Annotated in this window: 17 protein-coding genes; 2 read left to right on the plus strand and 15 right to left on the minus strand. The window is 61.4% G+C overall.

Going from position 1 to position 16489, the window contains the following annotated elements; translation table 11 throughout:
* Nucleotides 1-80: 80 nt before the first annotated feature.
* From urtE to urtA, 5 genes are all read right to left on the minus strand, one after another.
* The gene (urtE, locus tag BLV04_RS08895; protein ID WP_093030350.1) at nucleotides 81-776 is read right to left on the minus strand and encodes an urea ABC transporter ATP-binding subunit UrtE; all 696 of its coding nucleotides are present in this window, start codon (nucleotides 774-776) and stop codon (nucleotides 81-83) included.
* Nucleotides 777-979: 203 nt separating this feature from the next.
* Nucleotides 980-1810 carry an urea ABC transporter ATP-binding protein UrtD gene (gene urtD / locus BLV04_RS08900; RefSeq protein ID WP_093030200.1) on the minus strand — a complete coding sequence of 277 codons (831 nt, stop codon included), beginning with the start codon at nucleotides 1808-1810 and terminating at the stop codon, nucleotides 980-982.
* Nucleotides 1807-2937, minus strand: coding sequence for an urea ABC transporter permease subunit UrtC (urtC, locus tag BLV04_RS08905; protein WP_217633678.1), 1131 nt, complete (start codon nucleotides 2935-2937; stop codon nucleotides 1807-1809). Before urtC ends, urtD begins: the two co-directional genes overlap by 4 nt.
* Before the next feature lie 99 nt (nucleotides 2938-3036).
* Nucleotides 3037-4593, minus strand: a complete 1557-nt coding sequence (urtB, locus tag BLV04_RS08910; protein WP_245731807.1) for an urea ABC transporter permease subunit UrtB — start codon at nucleotides 4591-4593, stop codon at nucleotides 3037-3039.
* Nucleotides 4594-4920: 327 nt separating this feature from the next.
* Nucleotides 4921-6222 carry an urea ABC transporter substrate-binding protein gene (urtA, locus tag BLV04_RS08915; RefSeq protein ID WP_093030206.1) on the minus strand — a complete coding sequence of 434 codons (1302 nt, stop codon included), beginning with the start codon at nucleotides 6220-6222 and terminating at the stop codon, nucleotides 4921-4923.
* A 283-nt stretch (nucleotides 6223-6505) separates the two neighbouring features.
* Between urtA and BLV04_RS08920 the strand changes: the two genes are divergently transcribed.
* A complete protein-coding gene (locus BLV04_RS08920; RefSeq protein WP_093030209.1) occupies nucleotides 6506-6952 on the plus strand; it encodes a cache domain-containing protein in 447 nt (148 codons plus the stop codon).
* 45 nt (nucleotides 6953-6997) lie between these two features.
* On the opposite strand, the gene BLV04_RS08925 is transcribed toward BLV04_RS08920, so the two are convergent.
* The 10 genes from BLV04_RS08925 to BLV04_RS08970 all read right to left on the minus strand — a co-directional run bounded on the left by BLV04_RS08925 (nucleotide 6998) and on the right by BLV04_RS08970 (nucleotide 14533).
* Nucleotides 6998-7333: a helix-turn-helix domain-containing protein gene (locus BLV04_RS08925; protein ID WP_093030212.1), complete on the minus strand. Its 336-nt coding sequence runs from the start codon at nucleotides 7331-7333 to the stop codon at nucleotides 6998-7000.
* A gap of 167 nt (nucleotides 7334-7500) precedes the next feature.
* Entirely contained in the window at nucleotides 7501-8481 is a 981-nt protein-coding gene (locus BLV04_RS08930) for a LysR family transcriptional regulator (RefSeq protein WP_093030215.1), read from the minus strand.
* A 485-nt stretch (nucleotides 8482-8966) separates the two neighbouring features.
* Nucleotides 8967-10178 carry a twin-arginine translocase subunit TatC gene (tatC, locus tag BLV04_RS08935; RefSeq protein WP_175534555.1) on the minus strand — a complete coding sequence of 404 codons (1212 nt, stop codon included), beginning with the start codon at nucleotides 10176-10178 and terminating at the stop codon, nucleotides 8967-8969.
* A gap of 106 nt (nucleotides 10179-10284) precedes the next feature.
* Nucleotides 10285-10653 carry a Sec-independent protein translocase protein TatB gene (tatB, locus tag BLV04_RS08940; protein ID WP_093030218.1) on the minus strand — a complete coding sequence of 123 codons (369 nt, stop codon included), beginning with the start codon at nucleotides 10651-10653 and terminating at the stop codon, nucleotides 10285-10287.
* Nucleotides 10654-10689: 36 nt separating this feature from the next.
* On the minus strand, nucleotides 10690-10950 hold the full coding sequence (gene tatA / locus BLV04_RS08945; protein ID WP_093030221.1) for a twin-arginine translocase TatA/TatE family subunit: 261 nt from the start codon (nucleotides 10948-10950) through the stop codon (nucleotides 10690-10692).
* A gap of 196 nt (nucleotides 10951-11146) precedes the next feature.
* Nucleotides 11147-11464, minus strand: a complete 318-nt coding sequence (locus tag BLV04_RS08950) for a phosphoribosyl-ATP diphosphatase (RefSeq protein ID WP_093030224.1) — start codon at nucleotides 11462-11464, stop codon at nucleotides 11147-11149.
* A 6-nt stretch (nucleotides 11465-11470) separates the two neighbouring features.
* Nucleotides 11471-11866 (minus strand): phosphoribosyl-AMP cyclohydrolase, encoded by a 396-nt coding sequence (hisI, locus tag BLV04_RS08955; RefSeq protein ID WP_093030227.1) that lies wholly within the window; start codon nucleotides 11864-11866, stop codon nucleotides 11471-11473.
* 69 nt (nucleotides 11867-11935) lie between these two features.
* A complete protein-coding gene (hisA, locus tag BLV04_RS08960) occupies nucleotides 11936-12676 on the minus strand; it encodes a 1-(5-phosphoribosyl)-5-[(5-phosphoribosylamino)methylideneamino]imidazole-4-carboxamide isomerase (protein WP_093030230.1) in 741 nt (246 codons plus the stop codon).
* Nucleotides 12677-12757: 81 nt separating this feature from the next.
* Nucleotides 12758-13363 carry an imidazoleglycerol-phosphate dehydratase HisB gene (gene hisB, locus BLV04_RS08965; RefSeq protein WP_093030233.1) on the minus strand — a complete coding sequence of 202 codons (606 nt, stop codon included), beginning with the start codon at nucleotides 13361-13363 and terminating at the stop codon, nucleotides 12758-12760.
* A 120-nt stretch (nucleotides 13364-13483) separates the two neighbouring features.
* The gene (locus BLV04_RS08970; RefSeq protein ID WP_093030236.1) at nucleotides 13484-14533 is read right to left on the minus strand and encodes a quinone-dependent dihydroorotate dehydrogenase; all 1050 of its coding nucleotides are present in this window, start codon (nucleotides 14531-14533) and stop codon (nucleotides 13484-13486) included.
* A gap of 48 nt (nucleotides 14534-14581) precedes the next feature.
* Here BLV04_RS08970 and BLV04_RS08975 point away from each other — a divergent pair, with 48 nt between their 5' ends.
* Complete coding sequence (locus tag BLV04_RS08975; RefSeq protein WP_139191890.1) at nucleotides 14582-16429, plus strand: hypothetical protein; 1848 nt, start codon at nucleotides 14582-14584, stop codon at nucleotides 16427-16429.
* Nucleotides 16430-16489 lie beyond the last annotated feature (60 nt).

Consider the following 16489-nt stretch of genomic DNA (forward strand, 5'->3'; position numbering starts at 1 on the left):
ATGCTCGCGGCCCGCAACAAACGCACGTGACCGAGGCACTCATCGAGGCAGCACCCCGCGCAACGGGGCGCTGCTCGGACTCACACCGTCAGGTATTGCTTGACGAGATCCTCGGTCAGATCGGGCATGGCCCCGCTCGCCATCAGCCGTCCGCGATCGAGGATGATGAAACGATCGGCGACGCGGCGGGCGAAGGGGAGCTTCTGCTCGACCAGGATGACGGTGAGGTTCAGGTCGGTCATGAGACGGCGGATAATGTCGCCGATCTCGTGGACGATGTTGGGCTGGATGCCTTCGGTGGGCTCGTCGAGGATGAGGAGCTTGGGGTCGATGACGAGTGCTCGGCCGATGGCCAACTGTTGTTGCTGACCGCCGGAGAGATCGCCGCCGCGTCGCCCGAGCATCTCTTTGAGCACCGGGAAGAGCTCGAAGATATAGCCGGGGATCTGTTTGGCGCGATCGGGCCGCGCGGCGAGACCGATCCGCAGATTCTCCTCGACGGTCAGCAGCGGGAAGATCTGGCGACCTTGCGGGACATAGCCGATCCCGAGAGGTGCTCGGCGTTCTGCGGTGAGTCGGGCGAGATCCTGGCCCTCATAGCTCAGGGAACCCGAGCGCAACGGGAGCAGCCCCATGATGCATTGCATCAGTGTGGTCTTGCCGACTCCGTTGCGACCCATCACGCAGGTGCACTGACCCTGCGGGATCTCGACATCCAGGTCCCAGAGTGTGTGGCTCTCGCCGTAAAACTGGTTGAGTCCCGAAATCTCAAGCATTGAATCGCGTCCGAGGTTTGAGTCGATGTCGTCATGTACCGCCGCGTCGATGCCCCGAAAGACCTCGGAGTCGACGCGATTCAAGATAAAAAAGATAAAAGAAAAAAATTCCTAAAACGCGTCCCCGCTGCGGTCGCGGGCTCATGAGCGGCCCGTTCAAAGCGATCAAATCGCATGTTGCACGAGACGCGTTTTAGCCGGGCTCATTCCCCCAGATAGACCTCGACCACGCGCGGGTCGTTCTGCACCTCGTCCATGCTGCCTTCGGCGAGGACCGAGCCCTGATGCAGTACGGTGACGCGCTTGGCGATGGAGCGGACGAAATCCATGTCGTGCTCGACGACCACTACGGAGTGCTTGCCCTCCAGCGAGAGCAGCAGCTCAGCGGTGCGGTCCATCTCCTGGTGCGTCATGCCGGCGACCGGCTCGTCGACCAGCAGAAGATGGGGATCCTGCATCAACAACATGCCGATCTCGAGCCATTGTTTCTGGCCGTGCGAGAGTGCGCCGGCCTCGCGGTGGGTCTGCTCCTGGAGACCGATGATGCCCAGGACCTCGTGGATGCGGTCGCGTTGCTCGCCGCCGAGTCGGGCGAACAGGGTCGGGAAGACGCGTTTGTCTCCGGCCATTGCGAGCTCGAGGTTCTCGAAGACGCTGTGCGACTCGAAGACGGTCGGCTTCTGGAACTTGCGGCCGACCCCGAGCGCGGCGATCTCGGGCTCGGAAAGTCTCAGTAGATCGATGGTCCGCCCGAAATAGGCGCTGCCGGTATCCGGCCGGGTCTTGCCGGTGATGATGTCCATCATGGTCGTCTTGCCGGCACCGTTCGGACCGATCACGCAGCGCAGCTCGCCGGCGTTGACGTAAAAATTCAGGTTATTGATCGCCTTGAAGCCGTCGAAGCTGACGCTGACGCCTTCCAGATACAGGATCACGCCCTGGCTGACATCCAGATCCAGGTCCAGCATGGAGTACATGAAGCTCCACTGCCGGTCCTTGCGCATGGATTCGCGCAATTGCTCGACCGGTTTCATGGTGCGGCCTCCGCTGCGGACTCGGCGGGGGATCGCGATCGTCGCCAGGTCCTGATCATACCGACCAAGCCGGCGATCCCCTTGGGCAGAAAGAGTGTGACGATGACGAAGAGCGCGCCCAGGGCGAAGAGCCATGCCTCGGGGAAGGCGCCGGTGAAGTAGGTCTTGCCGTAGTTGACCAGGATGGCGCCGATGACGGCGCCGTACAGCGTCGCCCGACCGCCGATGGCCACCCAGATCACCAGCTCGATGGAGTTGAGCGGCGAGAACTCGCCCGGATTGATGATGCCGACCTGCGGAACATAGAGTGCCCCGGCAACACCTGCGAGCATCGCCGAGAAGGTGAAGATGGCGAGCTTGACCCGATCGACCCGGTATCCGATGAATCGTGTGCGCGCCTCGGCGTCGCGGATCGCAACCGCGACACGACCGAGCCGCGAGGTGACGATCCAGCGGCAGGCCAGATAGCCGAGCGCCAATGCACCCGCCGAGGCGAGAAAGAGTCCGATCCGTGTTGCGTCGCTCTTTAGATCGAAGCCCAGGATGTCTTTGAAGTCGGTCAGGCCGTTGTTTCCGCCGAAGCCCATCTCGTTGCGGAAGAAGGCCAACATCAGGGCATAGGTCAGCGCCTGGGTCATGATGGAGAGATAGACGCCGGTGACCCGCGAGCGAAAGGCGAGATAGCCGAAGATGAAGGCCAAGGTCCCGGGGACCAGGATGGCCATGAGCGCGGCGAACCAGAAGAGGTCGAAGCCCTGCCAGAACCAGGGTAGCTCCGACCAGTTCAGGAAGACCATGAAATCCGGCAGCACCGGGTGACCGTAGACACCGCGGTCGCCGATCTGACGCATCAGATACATGCCCATCGCATAGCCGCCGAGACCGAAGAAGGCGGCATGGCCCAGACTCAGGATGCCCAGATAACCCCACACCAGATCAACCGCGACGGCGAGCAGCGCATAGGTCAGATACTTACCGAGCAGCGTGACCGTGTAGGTGGAAACATGCCAGGGGCTGGACTCGGGCACCATCAGATTCAGGATCGGCACCACGACCGCGACGACCAGCAGGACGGCCAGCATCGCCTGTCCGCCTCTGTCGCCCCTCATCACACTGGCCACACCCATGCTCGTGTCTCCAAAACCGCGAAAAACTCAACCTGTCGATCGGGTCGACGTACGTCGCCCGATAGCCATCCTCGTGACGGAACGCCCAATCCGACATCTTTACCCGTCGGCCGCGCGTCCGCGTTGCGGGAAGAGCCCGCGCGGGCGCTTCTGAATAAAGAGGATGATGAAGACCAGCACCAGGATCTTGGCGAGCACCGCGCCGGCCCAGGGCTCCATCAGCTTGTTCGCAACGCCCAGGGTCAAGCCGGCAACCAGCGTCCCCCAGAGGTTTCCGACCCCGCCGAAGACCACGACCATGAAGGAATCGATGATGTATGCCTGCCCCATGTTGGGACCGACGTTGGTGAGCTGGGACAGAGCGACACCGGCGACGCCCGCCACGCCGGCACCCAGACCAAACGTGAGCGCATCGACCCGCGCCGAGCGTACGCCCATCGAGCGCGCCATCGCCCGATTCTGAGCGACCGCGCGCACCTGCAGCCCCAAGGCGGTGCGCTTGAGGATGAGCAGCAGGGCGACGAAGACCATCAAGGCGAAGATCAGGATGTAGAGCCGGTTGTACGTCAGAGCGAGCGCCGGATTGATCTGAAGCGCACCGCTCATCCAGGACGGATTCTGCACCGCGACGTTCTGGGCCGAGATGGTTGTGCGCACGAGTTGCTGAAGGATCAGGCTGATGCCGAAGGTAGCGAGCAGTGTTTCGAGCGGTCGGCCGTAGAGAAAGCGGATCACGCTGCGCTCGATCAGAACCCCGAGCAAGCCCGCGACCACGAAGGCCGCCGGGATGGCGACAAACAGCGAGTAGTCGAGGAATCCGGGCATCGCCTGCTGGACCAGATAGGTCGTGTAGGCCCCGATCATGATCAGCTCGCCGTGGGCCATGTTGATGACGCCCATGACCCCGAAGGTGATCGCCAGACCGATGGCGGCGAGCACCAGCACCGAGCCGAGGCTGAGCCCGAAGAAGAGCGTCTCCGCCGCCGCGTTGAGCTTGAGCTTCTGCTCGATCGCAGCGAGCGAGCGCTCGGCGGCGGCACGGACCTCCGGATCAGGCTCGTCGCTCAGCAATTTGGTCAGGGCGTTGCGTGCGGCAGGATAGAGACTCCCCGAAAGCGCGTTCACTGCAGCAAGCCGAGCCGCCGGGGCCTCGTCGCGCAAACTGGCCAGTGCCAGGCTCAGATCCAGGTAATCGCGGACGCGCTGATCGTCCTCGCGCCCGAGCTGGTCGCGGATCGCCTCGACGACGATCGGGTTGGCGTCGCCCAGCATCTGTTGCGCAGCTTTGAGGCGAATCTCTGGATCGGGACTCGCGAGCGTGAGGGCGGCGATCGCCGTGCGCAGTTGGTTGCGCATGCGGTTGTTGATGGTGATCTTCTTCACCGCGCCGCGCTCGACCTCGCCGAGGTCGCTGCCGTCAAGCGCGTCGGTCAGCCGATACCCGCCGGGAGAGGGCGCGACCAGCACCGGACGTCGATCCGACTCGCGCGCGTAGAGGTTACCGCCCAAGAGGGCTTCTAGGAGCGTCCCCGCGCGCGGGTCGCCGCCGGCGGCGATCACATCGACCGCGGCCTGCTTGACCTCGAACGAACGGTCGCTCAGGTCGATCAAGGCCGCGTCGATCTCATCGGCCATACTGCCGAGCGGCAGCATCATCAGAATCAGGACACCAAAGACGAGACCAAGGCCCCCTAGGTGCGGGAATCGTCGCGATCGGCATGTCGGATTCATGGGCATCGTGATACTCGCTGCGGTCGGAAGCTCTCTGATAACGCCCATTCACAACACCAAGGCAATGCCCGGAAACTCAGCGCCCAGCCTGTAGGTGCGAATTTATTCGCACAGCCCCGACGTTAGCGCCGCCGAACGCCCCGCGGACGAAACCGGCATGCGTGCGAATAAATTCGCACCTAACACGCCGGTAACTCCTTTCCCAATTCACGTGAACACTTGAACCGCGTCCAGCTGGACGCGGTTCAATGACTATTGCGCCTGAGCGCCGAGACAGGTCTTGGTCACCGTGTTGAAGTTGCCGCACATGACCGGCGGGGTCCAATCGGCGGTCAGATCCTTGGATCCTTCAAGGAAATCGGACCAAGCGTCGCCGGGGACCTCTTCTTCCGTCGACCAGACGACGGCGAACTGTCCGTCTTCCTGGATCTCGCCGATCAGCACCGGTTTGGTGATGTGGTGGTTGGGCAGCATCTTGGCGGTTCCGCCCGTGAGGTTCTTGGTCTCCAGGCCGATGATGGCGGCCTGTACCGCGTCCGGATCCGTCGTGCCGGCCTTCTCGACCGCTTGAACCCAGAGATCGAAGCCGATCTTGTGCGCCTCCATCGGGTCGTTGGTCACGCGTTTGTCGTTCTTGGTGAAGCCGTGCCAGGTCTCGATGAAGCTGCTGTTGGCCGGGTCGTCGACGCTCATGAAATAGTTCCAGGCAGCGAGGTGGCCGACCAGCGGCTTGGTGTCGATGCCCGAGAGCTCTTCCTCGCCGACCGAGAAGGCGATGACCGGGATGTCCTCGGCGGAGACGCCTTGGTTGCCCAGCTCCTTGTAGAAGGGAACATTGGCGTCGCCGTTGATGGTCGAGACCACGGCGGTCTTCTTGCCCTCGGAGCCGAAGCGCTTGATATCGGAGACGATGGACTGCCAATCCGAATGACCGAAGGGCGTGTAGTTGATCATGATGTCCTCTTCGGCGACCCCGTTTTGCTTGAGGTAGGCTTCGAGGATTTTGTTGGTGGTGCGCGGATAGACATAGTCCGTGCCGGCGAGCACCCAACGCTCCACACCCAGCTCGTTCTTCAGATAATCGACCGCCGGGATCGCCTGCTGATTCGGCGCTGCACCCGTGTAGAAGACGTTTTTGGATGACTCCTCGCCCTCGTACTGGACTGGGTAGAAGAGCAGACCGTTGAGCTCCTCGAAGACCGGCAGCACAGACTTGCGCGACACCGATGTCCAGCAGCCGAAGACCACGGCGACCTTGTCTTGGGTCAGCAGCTCGCGTGCCTTCTCGGCGAAGAGCGGCCAGTCCGATGCCGGGTCGACCACCACGGCCTCGAGATTCTTGCCGAGCAGACCGCCCTTCTTGTTCTGCTCGTCCACCAGCATCAAGACGGTGTCTTTCAGTGTCGTTTCACTGATGGCCATGGTGCCCGAGAGCGAGTGTAGGACCCCGACCTTGATGGTGTCGTCCGCGGACTGGGCCATAGATCCGGCGGTCAATCCAAGCACGAGGCCCGTGCCGAGCAAGACCGATTTGATCGGGTCGCGTCTAAGCATACGTTCTGGCTCCTGTTCGTCATGCGTCACATGGGTGATGGCTTCGGGGACGAGGACGTCCGGCAGCACAACTAGCAGGAATCAGGCCAAAACGGATGCCCCATGTTTGGCGGCCCCGCGCGAGGTCGCAGGCGAGAGGGCGCACCGGATTCGTGCAAACGGAGAATGAAATGGGGCGTTCGGGGACGATCGCCGCGCCAAGATCGAACAATCTGGATCTAAGCCGGGATCTGTACTATCGTCGTTTCGGCAAAACCCTATAAACAATATAAGGAGATGGAGAATGCACAAACTTCTGCTTGCAGCTGTGGCGATGATGCTCACGGGCAACGCAATCGCCGCGGAGATGGCTTCGCCGGACGAAGCCAAGGCCCTTTCTCAGAAAGCGCAGGCTGCCGTCAACGAGATGGGAAGCGAGCAGGCCTTTGCGGCCTTTGCCGCTGCGGACGGCGGCTTCCAGGATCGCGACCTCTATGTCTTCTGCATGGACATGGACGGCGTCATGTTGTCGCACGCGATCAAACCAGAGCTAGTCGGCAAAAATCTTCTGGATTTCGACAAGTACGGCGACACGCTCTTCAAGAACATGATCGCCGTTGCGAGCAGCACGGGCAAAGGTTGGGTCGACTATAACTGGCCCTATCCGGGCACGGAGGAGATTCGCGAGAAAACCAGCTATGTGATGACGAACGACCAGGGCTTCTTCTGCGGAGTCGGCGCCTACAAGTAGAACAAATCGACCCGAAGGCATGCCGCGCACGGCGGCATGCCGACGCTAGTCCGCGACGAAGCCGGACTGGTCCGAAGCGACCTTGACGATCGTCTCCTTGCCTCGCTCGTCGGCCTGCCGAAAATACTCCACGAGCTCTCGCTCTCGAACCGAGAGCGGATCCTTGTCGTCGAGACACAAGAGGTAGGTCGGGGTCACGGTGCCGAGGGCCACGGCAAGCTCTTGGGCCTCTTCGAGACCCATGCGGCGAATCCCCTGCTCATAGTTGCTGATGCGTGATTTGGAGAGCGACTCGGTGCGACCCGAGAGCTCCGATAAGCTCAGCTTCTGATCTTGGCGCGCAGCGCGCAGGCGCTGCCCGATGCGTTTTGTGAGTTCCATAGTTGTTGGGCTCTACTCACCTGATGTCAGTGGTACACGGTTGGTTTTAATTGTGCACGAATCCTGTTCGGATCAAGCACATTCGCTATGCGCACGAGAGCAAATTTCACGTCATGCCGCCCTCGAAAAGCCTTCGGTGCCGTCCTCTGCGGCCGAGCGCAGGGTCATCATCCCAGATAAGCATCTTCCCATTCTTCGACATCGCCCACGTTTTGAGGTTGCGGTTCCACGATCCGGTCGGCAAACGCGCGATCAAGCGTCTTCATGAAGCACTTGGTCTGGGGCGACAGAAATTTCCCGCGCCTCTGTACAATACCGTAGCTGCGCTTCGGGAAATACTGAGACAGGGGGATTCTACTCAAGTTTTCGTCACCGGTCAGACAGACATCCGTCACGATCGAGATCCCCAGGCCCAACTCGACGTATTTCTTGATGACCTCCCAGCCGCCCGCCTCCAGGGTGACCCGGTAGGCCAGGTTGTGCTGCTTGAAGACCAGATCGACCATCCGCCAGGTACTGAGATGCCGCGGCGGCAGGATCAGACCGTAGGGGGCGATCTCTTCGAGGGTCACCGACTCCTTACCCGCAAGGGGATGGTCCTTCGGCGTGATGAGCGTCGGCTGATAGGTCACGAACGGGCGATAGGTGATGTCGTCGGGCACATCCAGCATCGAGCCCACGGCGAGGTCGACCTCGTCCGCGCGCAACATGGCCAGCCCGTCGCGGCCAGTCACGTTGTGCATCTTCAGCTCGATCCCCGGATACTGGTCGACGAAGGCTCGCACCGGGTCGGGCAGGATGTAGAGGATGGTCGACTCACCGGCGGCGATGTTCAAAACGCCCCGGTCGACGCGACCGCATTGCGTGGCGAAGGCCTCATGGAGCTTGTCCATACCCTCGACCAGGGGCTCGGCCATCTGGAAGAGCAAATCGCCCTCGGGAGTCAGCTTGATCTTGGGGCCGCGCCGCTCGAACAATACAGTGCTGAACTCGCGCTCCAGCGCCTGGATCTGCAACGATACGGTGGGTTGACTGAGAAAGATCTTCTCGGCTGCAGCACTGACGCTGCCGGTGCGCGCCGCATGGCAAAAGGCGCGCAATTGTTTGAGTCGATTCTGCTTATAGTGAATTTGGGATCCTGAGCCCATTGGGATTCCGATCTTTGAATGGTGGCATAAATTTATACTATCGTAGCAATGGCATTGAAAAAAGCAATTATTTCAGCACAGGTGTCGACCGATGCGCGCTCGGCACCGTAACTGCCCCGGAGTGACTGAAGAGGTCGCGTAGTACGGCCGACGCGTTATCCGGCAGCGCGGGCCGAGAGACTCGACACGCTCGACGCGGCGGCCCGCAAGGCGCCGGGAACCTCGGCATGCATGGCGAGTAGGGCCAGTGGTGACCGTCGAGGGCGGTTCCGGCAGCCCCCCTCAGCCAAAGGCTCATCCCCCGACAACGAGACCGTGAACACCTGCGCCGCAACGAGAACGGCCGCGAGATAGGCCCATCGCAGGTGACGGGTAATCGCGCGATGGTAGGCAGCAGCGCCGGCAGAGCGACAAGCCTCGACCGGCAGCCGACCGAAACGCAGGTGAACGGAACGCCGATCGAGGGAGAGCGGTTTGGAACAGCCTCAAGCCTCGTCGAGTTGATTGAGGATGTTGCGTGCCACCCGCCGCTGGTCGGCATCCCCCTCCTCCAGCACCTCGTAGAGGACCGTGCGCGCGGCGAAGGTGCTGCCGAGCTCGCGCAGCCGGTTCGCCCGCCGAATCTTTTCCTCGACCGAATTGATCGCCGGAGCACCAGCGGGGATCGCGGTTTGCGTGGTCTGAGTGGCGTCCGGCCCGAAGTGCCGAGGCGCATCCAGGATCTCGTCGGCCTCGATCAGATCCAGCTCGGCCTCCATCTCGGACTCGCTCAAGGGCTGCCAGCGATCCGGGTCGTCGAAGTGAGGATCGAGATCGCGCCCGATCTCGCGCGTCTGGGGTCGAGGCGTCACTCGGCCCATGGTCGATCCGCCGATCGGACCGTCAGGGGTTGATGGCGCGCGCGAGGACGCGCTGTCCGAGGCGTCGGGATCCGGGTCTTCGTCGGTGTCGTTCGCGCGTTTGCGCACCAGGACCTTCGAGAAGACGATCCCCAGCTCGAAGAGCAACCACATGGGCACGGCCAGCAACGTCTGAGAGATGACGTCGGGCGGTGTCAACAGCATGCCGACAACGAAGGCGCCGACGATCACGTATGGACGCATCCGGACAAGGTCGGCCGGGGTCGTGATCCCGACGGCCACCAGCAGGATCGTGGCGATCGGGATTTCGAAGGCTATTCCGAAGGCGAAGAAGAGGGCCAGCACGAAATCCAGATACGCCGAGATGTCCGTCATCATCGCAACTCCGTCCGGAGTGGATGCCGACAGAAATGCAAAGATCAGCGGGAAGACGAGAAAATAAGCAAACGCGACGCCGATGTAGAACAGGAAGATGCTCGAGATCAGCAGCGGCGTGGCCAGGCGCTTCTCGTGCTTGTAGAGCCCGGGCGCGACGAACCCCCAAAACTGATAGAGCAGGAAGGGCATCGAGAGGAAAACCGCAGCGATCAGGGCCAACTTGAAGGGCGTCAAGAAGGGCGCGGCGACTTGTGTCGCGATCATCGTATTGCCTTCGGGCAACTGCGCCATTAAGGGCGCCGCGACGAAGGTGTAGATCTCGTTGGCGAACGGGAAGAGCGCCAAGAACACCACGAAGATCGCGATCGACATGCGGATCAGACGATCGCGCAGCTCGATTAAATGGGAGACGAAAGGCTGTTCGGCACCCGGATCGTCGGGCTGCATCGCGGGGGACATGGGTGATGTTCTCGTCGCTGGTTGGATGGCGGCTCGGCGTGCGGATCGGGCGAGCGATGCGTCGGTTTGCCCGACGTGTGTGGATCAGTCCGCCGGATCGGCGCGGTCAGCTCGCGGGAGCGTCTCGCTCGGTCGGCCGGGCGGCCGAGGTCGATTCGCCGAGCCCGGCGGATGGCTGGCCTTGCTGGGGTTCGCGAGCGGATTCGGTGCCTGAGGCAGGCGAGGCGTTGCGTTTCGCCGGCTCCTCGAGAATGCTCTCCAGCGGCCGGCTGCGCGCCTGCTTGTCGAGAATCTCCTTGAGCTCGTCGGCCTTGAGCTCACGCCGGATTTCGTCCTGCACCGACGCCAGGGTGCGGCGCGCGCGCCCCAGCCAAAGTCCCGCAATACGCGCGACTTTCGGCAAGCGCTCGGGCCCTATCACGACGAGGGCCACGACACCGATCACCACAAGCTCCCAGAAACCCATGTCGAACATGGCAACCTCGCGTGACCGCCTCGCTTAGGGAACGCCTCAGGCGGACTTGTCCGATGGCTTCACCGGCTCGTGTTTGACCGGTTCGCCGTCGGCGACGCGCTTCTCGGCTGTCTGCTCGACCCGCTTGGCTTCGGCTTCTGCCTCGGCCTTCTCGCTCTCGGACATGGCACTGCGGAAGCCCTTGATCGCGTTGCCAAGATCGGAGCCGATACCCTTTAGTCGTTTGGTTCCGAACAACAGCAGCACGATGACCAGGATGATCAGAAGCTGCCAGATACTGATGCCACCAGCGCCCATGTTTTCCTCCGTACCGTCGTATTGAGACGGTCGACTCGATTCAGTGGGGAGGCCGACGAAACGAATTCCATCGGCTGGATTCTCGATGTCTTCGGCACCTTTGTCCAAGGGACCCGAAGCGCCCGGATCATACCGCAATCCCAAAGACGCGGTTAGTCTTCGGTGGCCCGAGGTCGGTGATTAAACCGCGTCCAGATCAGGACCCGCGACCGGCCTTTTCCTCCAACCCCGAGAGGCCGAAACGTCGGTCCAGCTCCGCCAGGACATCGGCCGGACCGAGCCCCTGCTGAGCGAGCAGAACCAGGGTGTGGAACCAGAGATCCGCAACCTCGTACACGATCTTCTCCGGGACACCGTCCTTGGCCGCCATGACGGTTTCGGTCGCTTCCTCGCCGATCTTCTTGAGGATGGCGTCGAGCCCTTTGGAATAAAGGCCTGCAACATAGGAGCTTCCCGGATCCGCCCCTTTTCGCGACTCCAGAACATCCGACAACCGCTCGAGCAAGTCATTCATGATCGATCACGCCTTCCCGTAAATCGCCTGCGGATCCTTCAGGACAGGCGCGACTTCGACCCAACGCCCCTGCGCATCGAGCTCGCGAAAAAAGCAGTTGTGACGCCCCGTATGGCAGGCGATCCCGCCCTTCTGCTCGACATCCAGGAGCACGACGTCCGCGTCGCAGTCGATCCGGATGGCGTGCACCACCTGTTGATGGCCCGACTCCTCGCCCTTATGCCAGAGCCGCCCGCGCGAGCGCGACCAGTAGACCGCGTGCCCGGTCTCTCGGGTCAACTGCAGCGACTCGGGATTCATCCAGGCCATCATCAAGATGGTCCCGGTCCCGTGCTCCTGCGCGATCGCAGGCACCAATCCCTGAGCGTCCCATTTGATGGCGTCGAGCCAATCTTCAGACATCCTCGATCTCCTCGGAGCGCTTCCGGTGTCGACACTCCCCGGCTGCGCGTGTGTGCAATTGGACCCGGCTCAACGCGGGCTCAAGCTGTCCGCGAGGCGCTGGCCCTCGGCGAAGTCGAGCGTCCCTTCATAGATGGCACGGCCCGTAATGGCCCCGATGATGCCGCAGCTTGCCACCTCCGCAAGCGCACGCACGTCGTCGATGACCGTGATGCCGCCGGAGGCAATCACCGGGATGCGGATCGCCCCGGCCAACGCCCGGGTCGCCTCCACATTGGGCCCGTTCATCATGCCGTCGCGGCCGATATCGGTGTAGATGATGGCCGCGACACCTGCGTCCTCGAACCGCTTCGCGAGATCCTCTGCAAGATGCTCGGTCACGTGCGCCCAGCCCTCGATGGCGACCTGCCCGTCTTTCGCATCGAGTCCGACCATGATCTGGCCGGGAAAGGACCGACAGGCCCGCTCGACGAAGACCGGCTCCTTCACGGCTTGGGTCCCGATGATGCAGTAGGTCACGCCGGCACTCAGGTAGCCCTCGATGGTCGCCTCGTCGCGGATGCCGCCGCCGACCTGGATCGGGAGCTCGGGGAACATCTCGGCGATGCCGCGAATGGCCTCCCCGTTGACCGGCATGCCGGCAAAGGCGCCGTTGAGGTCGACCAAATGCAATCGGCGCGCGCCCTCGCCGACCCAGCGTGCCGCGGTGTCCACCGGATCGTCGGAGAAGACGGTCGCCTCGTCCATCCGGCCCTGACGCAGGCGCACACAGCGGCCGTCCTTCAAGTCGATTGCGGGAATCAGCAACATGGATCGGTCACTCGCTGTCGGATTTCGGATAGGCGCCTCCCTGCCGAGACATCAGGCAACGGTGACGACGTGGGTCCAGTCTCAAAGCGCGCCCTTGGTGGACGGGGTGATCCCGGCCATCCGCGGATCCGGCTCTACGGCCATGCGCAAGGCACGTCCGAACGCCTTGAAGACCGTCTCGGCCTGGTGGTGCGCGTTGGCCCCGCGCAGATTGTCGATGTGCAGCGTCATGGCCGCGTGGTTCACCAGACCTTGAAAGAATTCACGGAAGAGATCGACATCGAACCCGCCGATCATGGCGCGGGTAAAGTCGACGTTGAACTCCAGCCCGGGGCGACCGGACAGATCGACCACGACACGCGACAGGGCCTCGTCCAACGGGACATAGGCATGACCGTAACGACGCAGGCCCTTCTTTTCCCCGAGCGCCTGCGCCAGCGCCTGACCGAGCGTGATGCCGATGTCTTCCACCGTGTGGTGGGCGTCGATATGCAGATCGCCCTCGGCCTGGATGTCGAGATCGATCAGACCATGTCGCGCGACCTGATCGAGCATGTGGTCCAGGAAAGGCACGCCCGTGTGCAGGTCCGAGCGTCCGGATCCGTCCAGATCCAGTGCCACGCGGATCCGGGTCTCCAGAGTGTTGCGCTCGACCCGGGCCTTACGATGGGTGCTGTCGAGGATCATGTTGAAGCAGTGTCGTTGGCTCGCAAGCCCGCATTAAACCATAGCCCATCCGGACCACATAAGGGCGGAGGTCGCAAACACCGAGAAGCGCCGATGCACGAAGTCCCGGCGCGGTGGGCCTCAGCGCGAAATCCCGCGCAGCAGCTCGCGCACGAACCCGGGCCCACGGTAGATGAGTCCGCTGTAGATCTGCACGAGATCCGCACCTGCCGCAAGCTTGGCCGCCGCGCCCGCGGGGTCCATGACACCCCCGACACCGACGAGCACCGGGTCCGGACCGACGGCCTGCCGGACCAGTCCCAGCAGGGCGGTGCTCCGCTCCAGGATCGGACGGCCCGAAAGACCGCCGCTCATGCCCTCGGTGCCGCTGCGGAGCCCTTCAAAGCGGATGCTGGTGTTGGTCAGGATCAGGCCGGAACAGCCCGCATCCAATGCCGCGCGGGCGCAGTCGATCGCCTCCTCGTCGGAGAGGTCCGGTGCGAGCTTGACCAGCAGAGGCTTGGGCCGGGCGAGACGCTGATTGGGGCCCTGGATCGCCTCGATGATGCGCGTCACCTCCTCGACCCGCTGCAGATCACGCAAGCCGGGCGTGTTCGGACTCGAGATATTCACGACCACATAATCCGCGAGGTGACCGACCCGCTCGAAGCTACGCCGATAGTCGTCCGCCGCCTCCTCCGCCGGCGTGACCTTAGACTTGCCCAGGTTGACGCCCAAGGGAACCTGAAGGATGTCCCGCGCACGCAGCCGCTCCAGCCGGATCGCCGCCGCATCTGCACCCGCGTTGTTGAAACCCATCCGGTTGATCAGCGCCTCGTCCGCCGGCAGACGAAATAGGCGTGGCTTCGGGTTGCCGGGTTGAGCCAGCGCCGTGATGGTCCCGACCTCGATGAAGCCGAAACCCAGCGCCTGCCAGGCGGACACGGCCACGGCGTTCTTGTCCAGACCCGCCGCAAGACCGATCGGGTTGGGGAAATGAAGGCCCATCGCGTCGACGGCATGGCCTGGGGCGCGCGCAAGATCCGCCGCACCCAAACGGCCCGCGAACCAACGCGACCATAACCCGAGCAGCGCCAGCGTCGAGTCGTGTGCGCGCTCGGCGTCGAGCCGAAACAGAAGCGGGCGCGCCAAACGCCAAAAACGATCATTAAAACCCTCGGTCTCAACCATTCTTCGGATCCACACTCTAGGAAATCACGGCCACCGTAGAGGGCGAAGATGCCGCTGTCCGTCGCCCATGGGTGTTCAGCATACCAGCTCCCATGCGAAGATTCGGCAGGCCAGATCAGCAGCGGGCGTGCCCGTAATCGCACGGCGCTCATCCGAACCACTCGACCCGTTCCAGCGGCAGTCGCCCGACACCCTCGTCTCGGTCGCGAACTCAGCGGCCAACGGGACCTAAAAGAAGGAACAACAGCCCGCGGAGAGGGAAGCACCCGACGCGCCATCTCATCATTCGAGGGCGGCGCCGCGCACTTCGATCGAAGGACTCATTGCAATCACACCATGACGTATCTCAAGTTGAACATGCATTCCTTTCAGGTCACGGCAAATAACCTTCTTTCGTCCGGCAGCGTCAATCCGCCGGCCCACGGAAGGATCGCGTCCGGCATATCGGCTCTCGTCATTTCCGGATTCATCGCTTTCTTGTTCGCGCAACACAACATGGTCTTTCCCTATCACGACGATTGGGGATATGCGACCTTATCCTATGTTGGCGAGCAAACGGGATTTACCGGACGGAACTTCACCCTGACGCAGCTGCTCGCCTTCCTTTACGGAGAGTACGTGAATTGGTCGGGCCGATTCGTTGCATTCTTTGTTCAAATCAACATCTTCAAACTCGGCATTGAATATGTCAGGCTAGCGCAAGTCGGGATCATTCTCTCAATCGTTTTTTTGGCAATAAAACTTTCCCCGCAGAAAAGAGTCTTTCACCCGCTGATAATTGTACCGATTGTATATTTTCTGTCACTGCCGCAATATTCTGTAGCCGGCGGCCTATATTGGTTCTCGGCCTCGGTCGCTTATGTTTGGGGAATCTCGCTTTTCTTGTGCGCCGCCTATTTGATTCAAAGACGAAAAGCATTCCACCTCATTTCGACATTACTTCTGGCCTGCGCTGCAGCTTTTCATGAGCAGATGTCTTTTGCTGTCGTTGCATTTGTGATTTCATATACGATTCTGAGGCAGCTTCCAAAATTCGACGCTGCGCAGGCATTTAGGGATTTGAAACTCACCAGCCCAGTTTTTCTGATTGCCATCATCACGACATTCGCACCTGGAAATTTCAGCAGAAAAAATATCTCTGCTTATCCGTCGAACAGCCTCACCGAAACACTAACCATTAACGCCAAGGCATTGACCCATTGGATTTTCGCCCACCCGGAAGGGCGTATCCTCCTTGCCGTACTCGCTGCGTCATTCGTCTTTTTGTTCGTTCTGCTCATTAAATCTTCCGCACGCAAATCAAAGCCCATTGCTATCACGCTGTTCATGCTGACATTGATCAGCATTTGCTATACCATCTCGCTCTCGCTTTTCTTTGCGGCGACATTTTTTGCGTACGGGGCGCTCCTGTTCCTCTTAAGAACGAAATTCAAGTTCGATGCAATCGTGCTTTCTACATATATCGCAGCAGTCGCCTCATTGGCTTTGCTCTCAGTGGCACCGGGCGTCGCCGGACGATCTCTGCTGACATTTTTCTTCTTGATGATGATCCCGGTAACCTTTATTTTCGCTCAACTGTTCTGCGTCGGACCGAGGCCCGTCGTCTATGCGGTTATCTTAGCAGCGCTTCCATTTGCAGCCTCAAATGCAGAGAGCATCTATACAGGATATAAGGCAAACCTCGAAGTGAACTCGGTCAATCACGCGAAGCTGATTGCCGCAAGCCACGAGATAAATCACGAGAAAAGCCCCCAAAGTTCCGTGACCCTACTTAAACTTCCTAAGCCTCGATACGCCGAAAAGATGCCTTACGAAAAACCTCAGATCGAGAAATGGATGAAGAAATACTACGCGCTCCCCAACGACTTTGCTTTCCTCTGGAGAGAACAACCCTAGCATTGGAAGCGCTCGCAGCAACGGGATTGCCGTCCACGAATTCACCCTCCGGAGAGAATT

The organism is Thiocapsa roseopersicina, from assembly GCF_900106925.1.
GTDB lineage: Bacteria > Pseudomonadota > Gammaproteobacteria > Chromatiales > Chromatiaceae > Thiocapsa > Thiocapsa roseopersicina.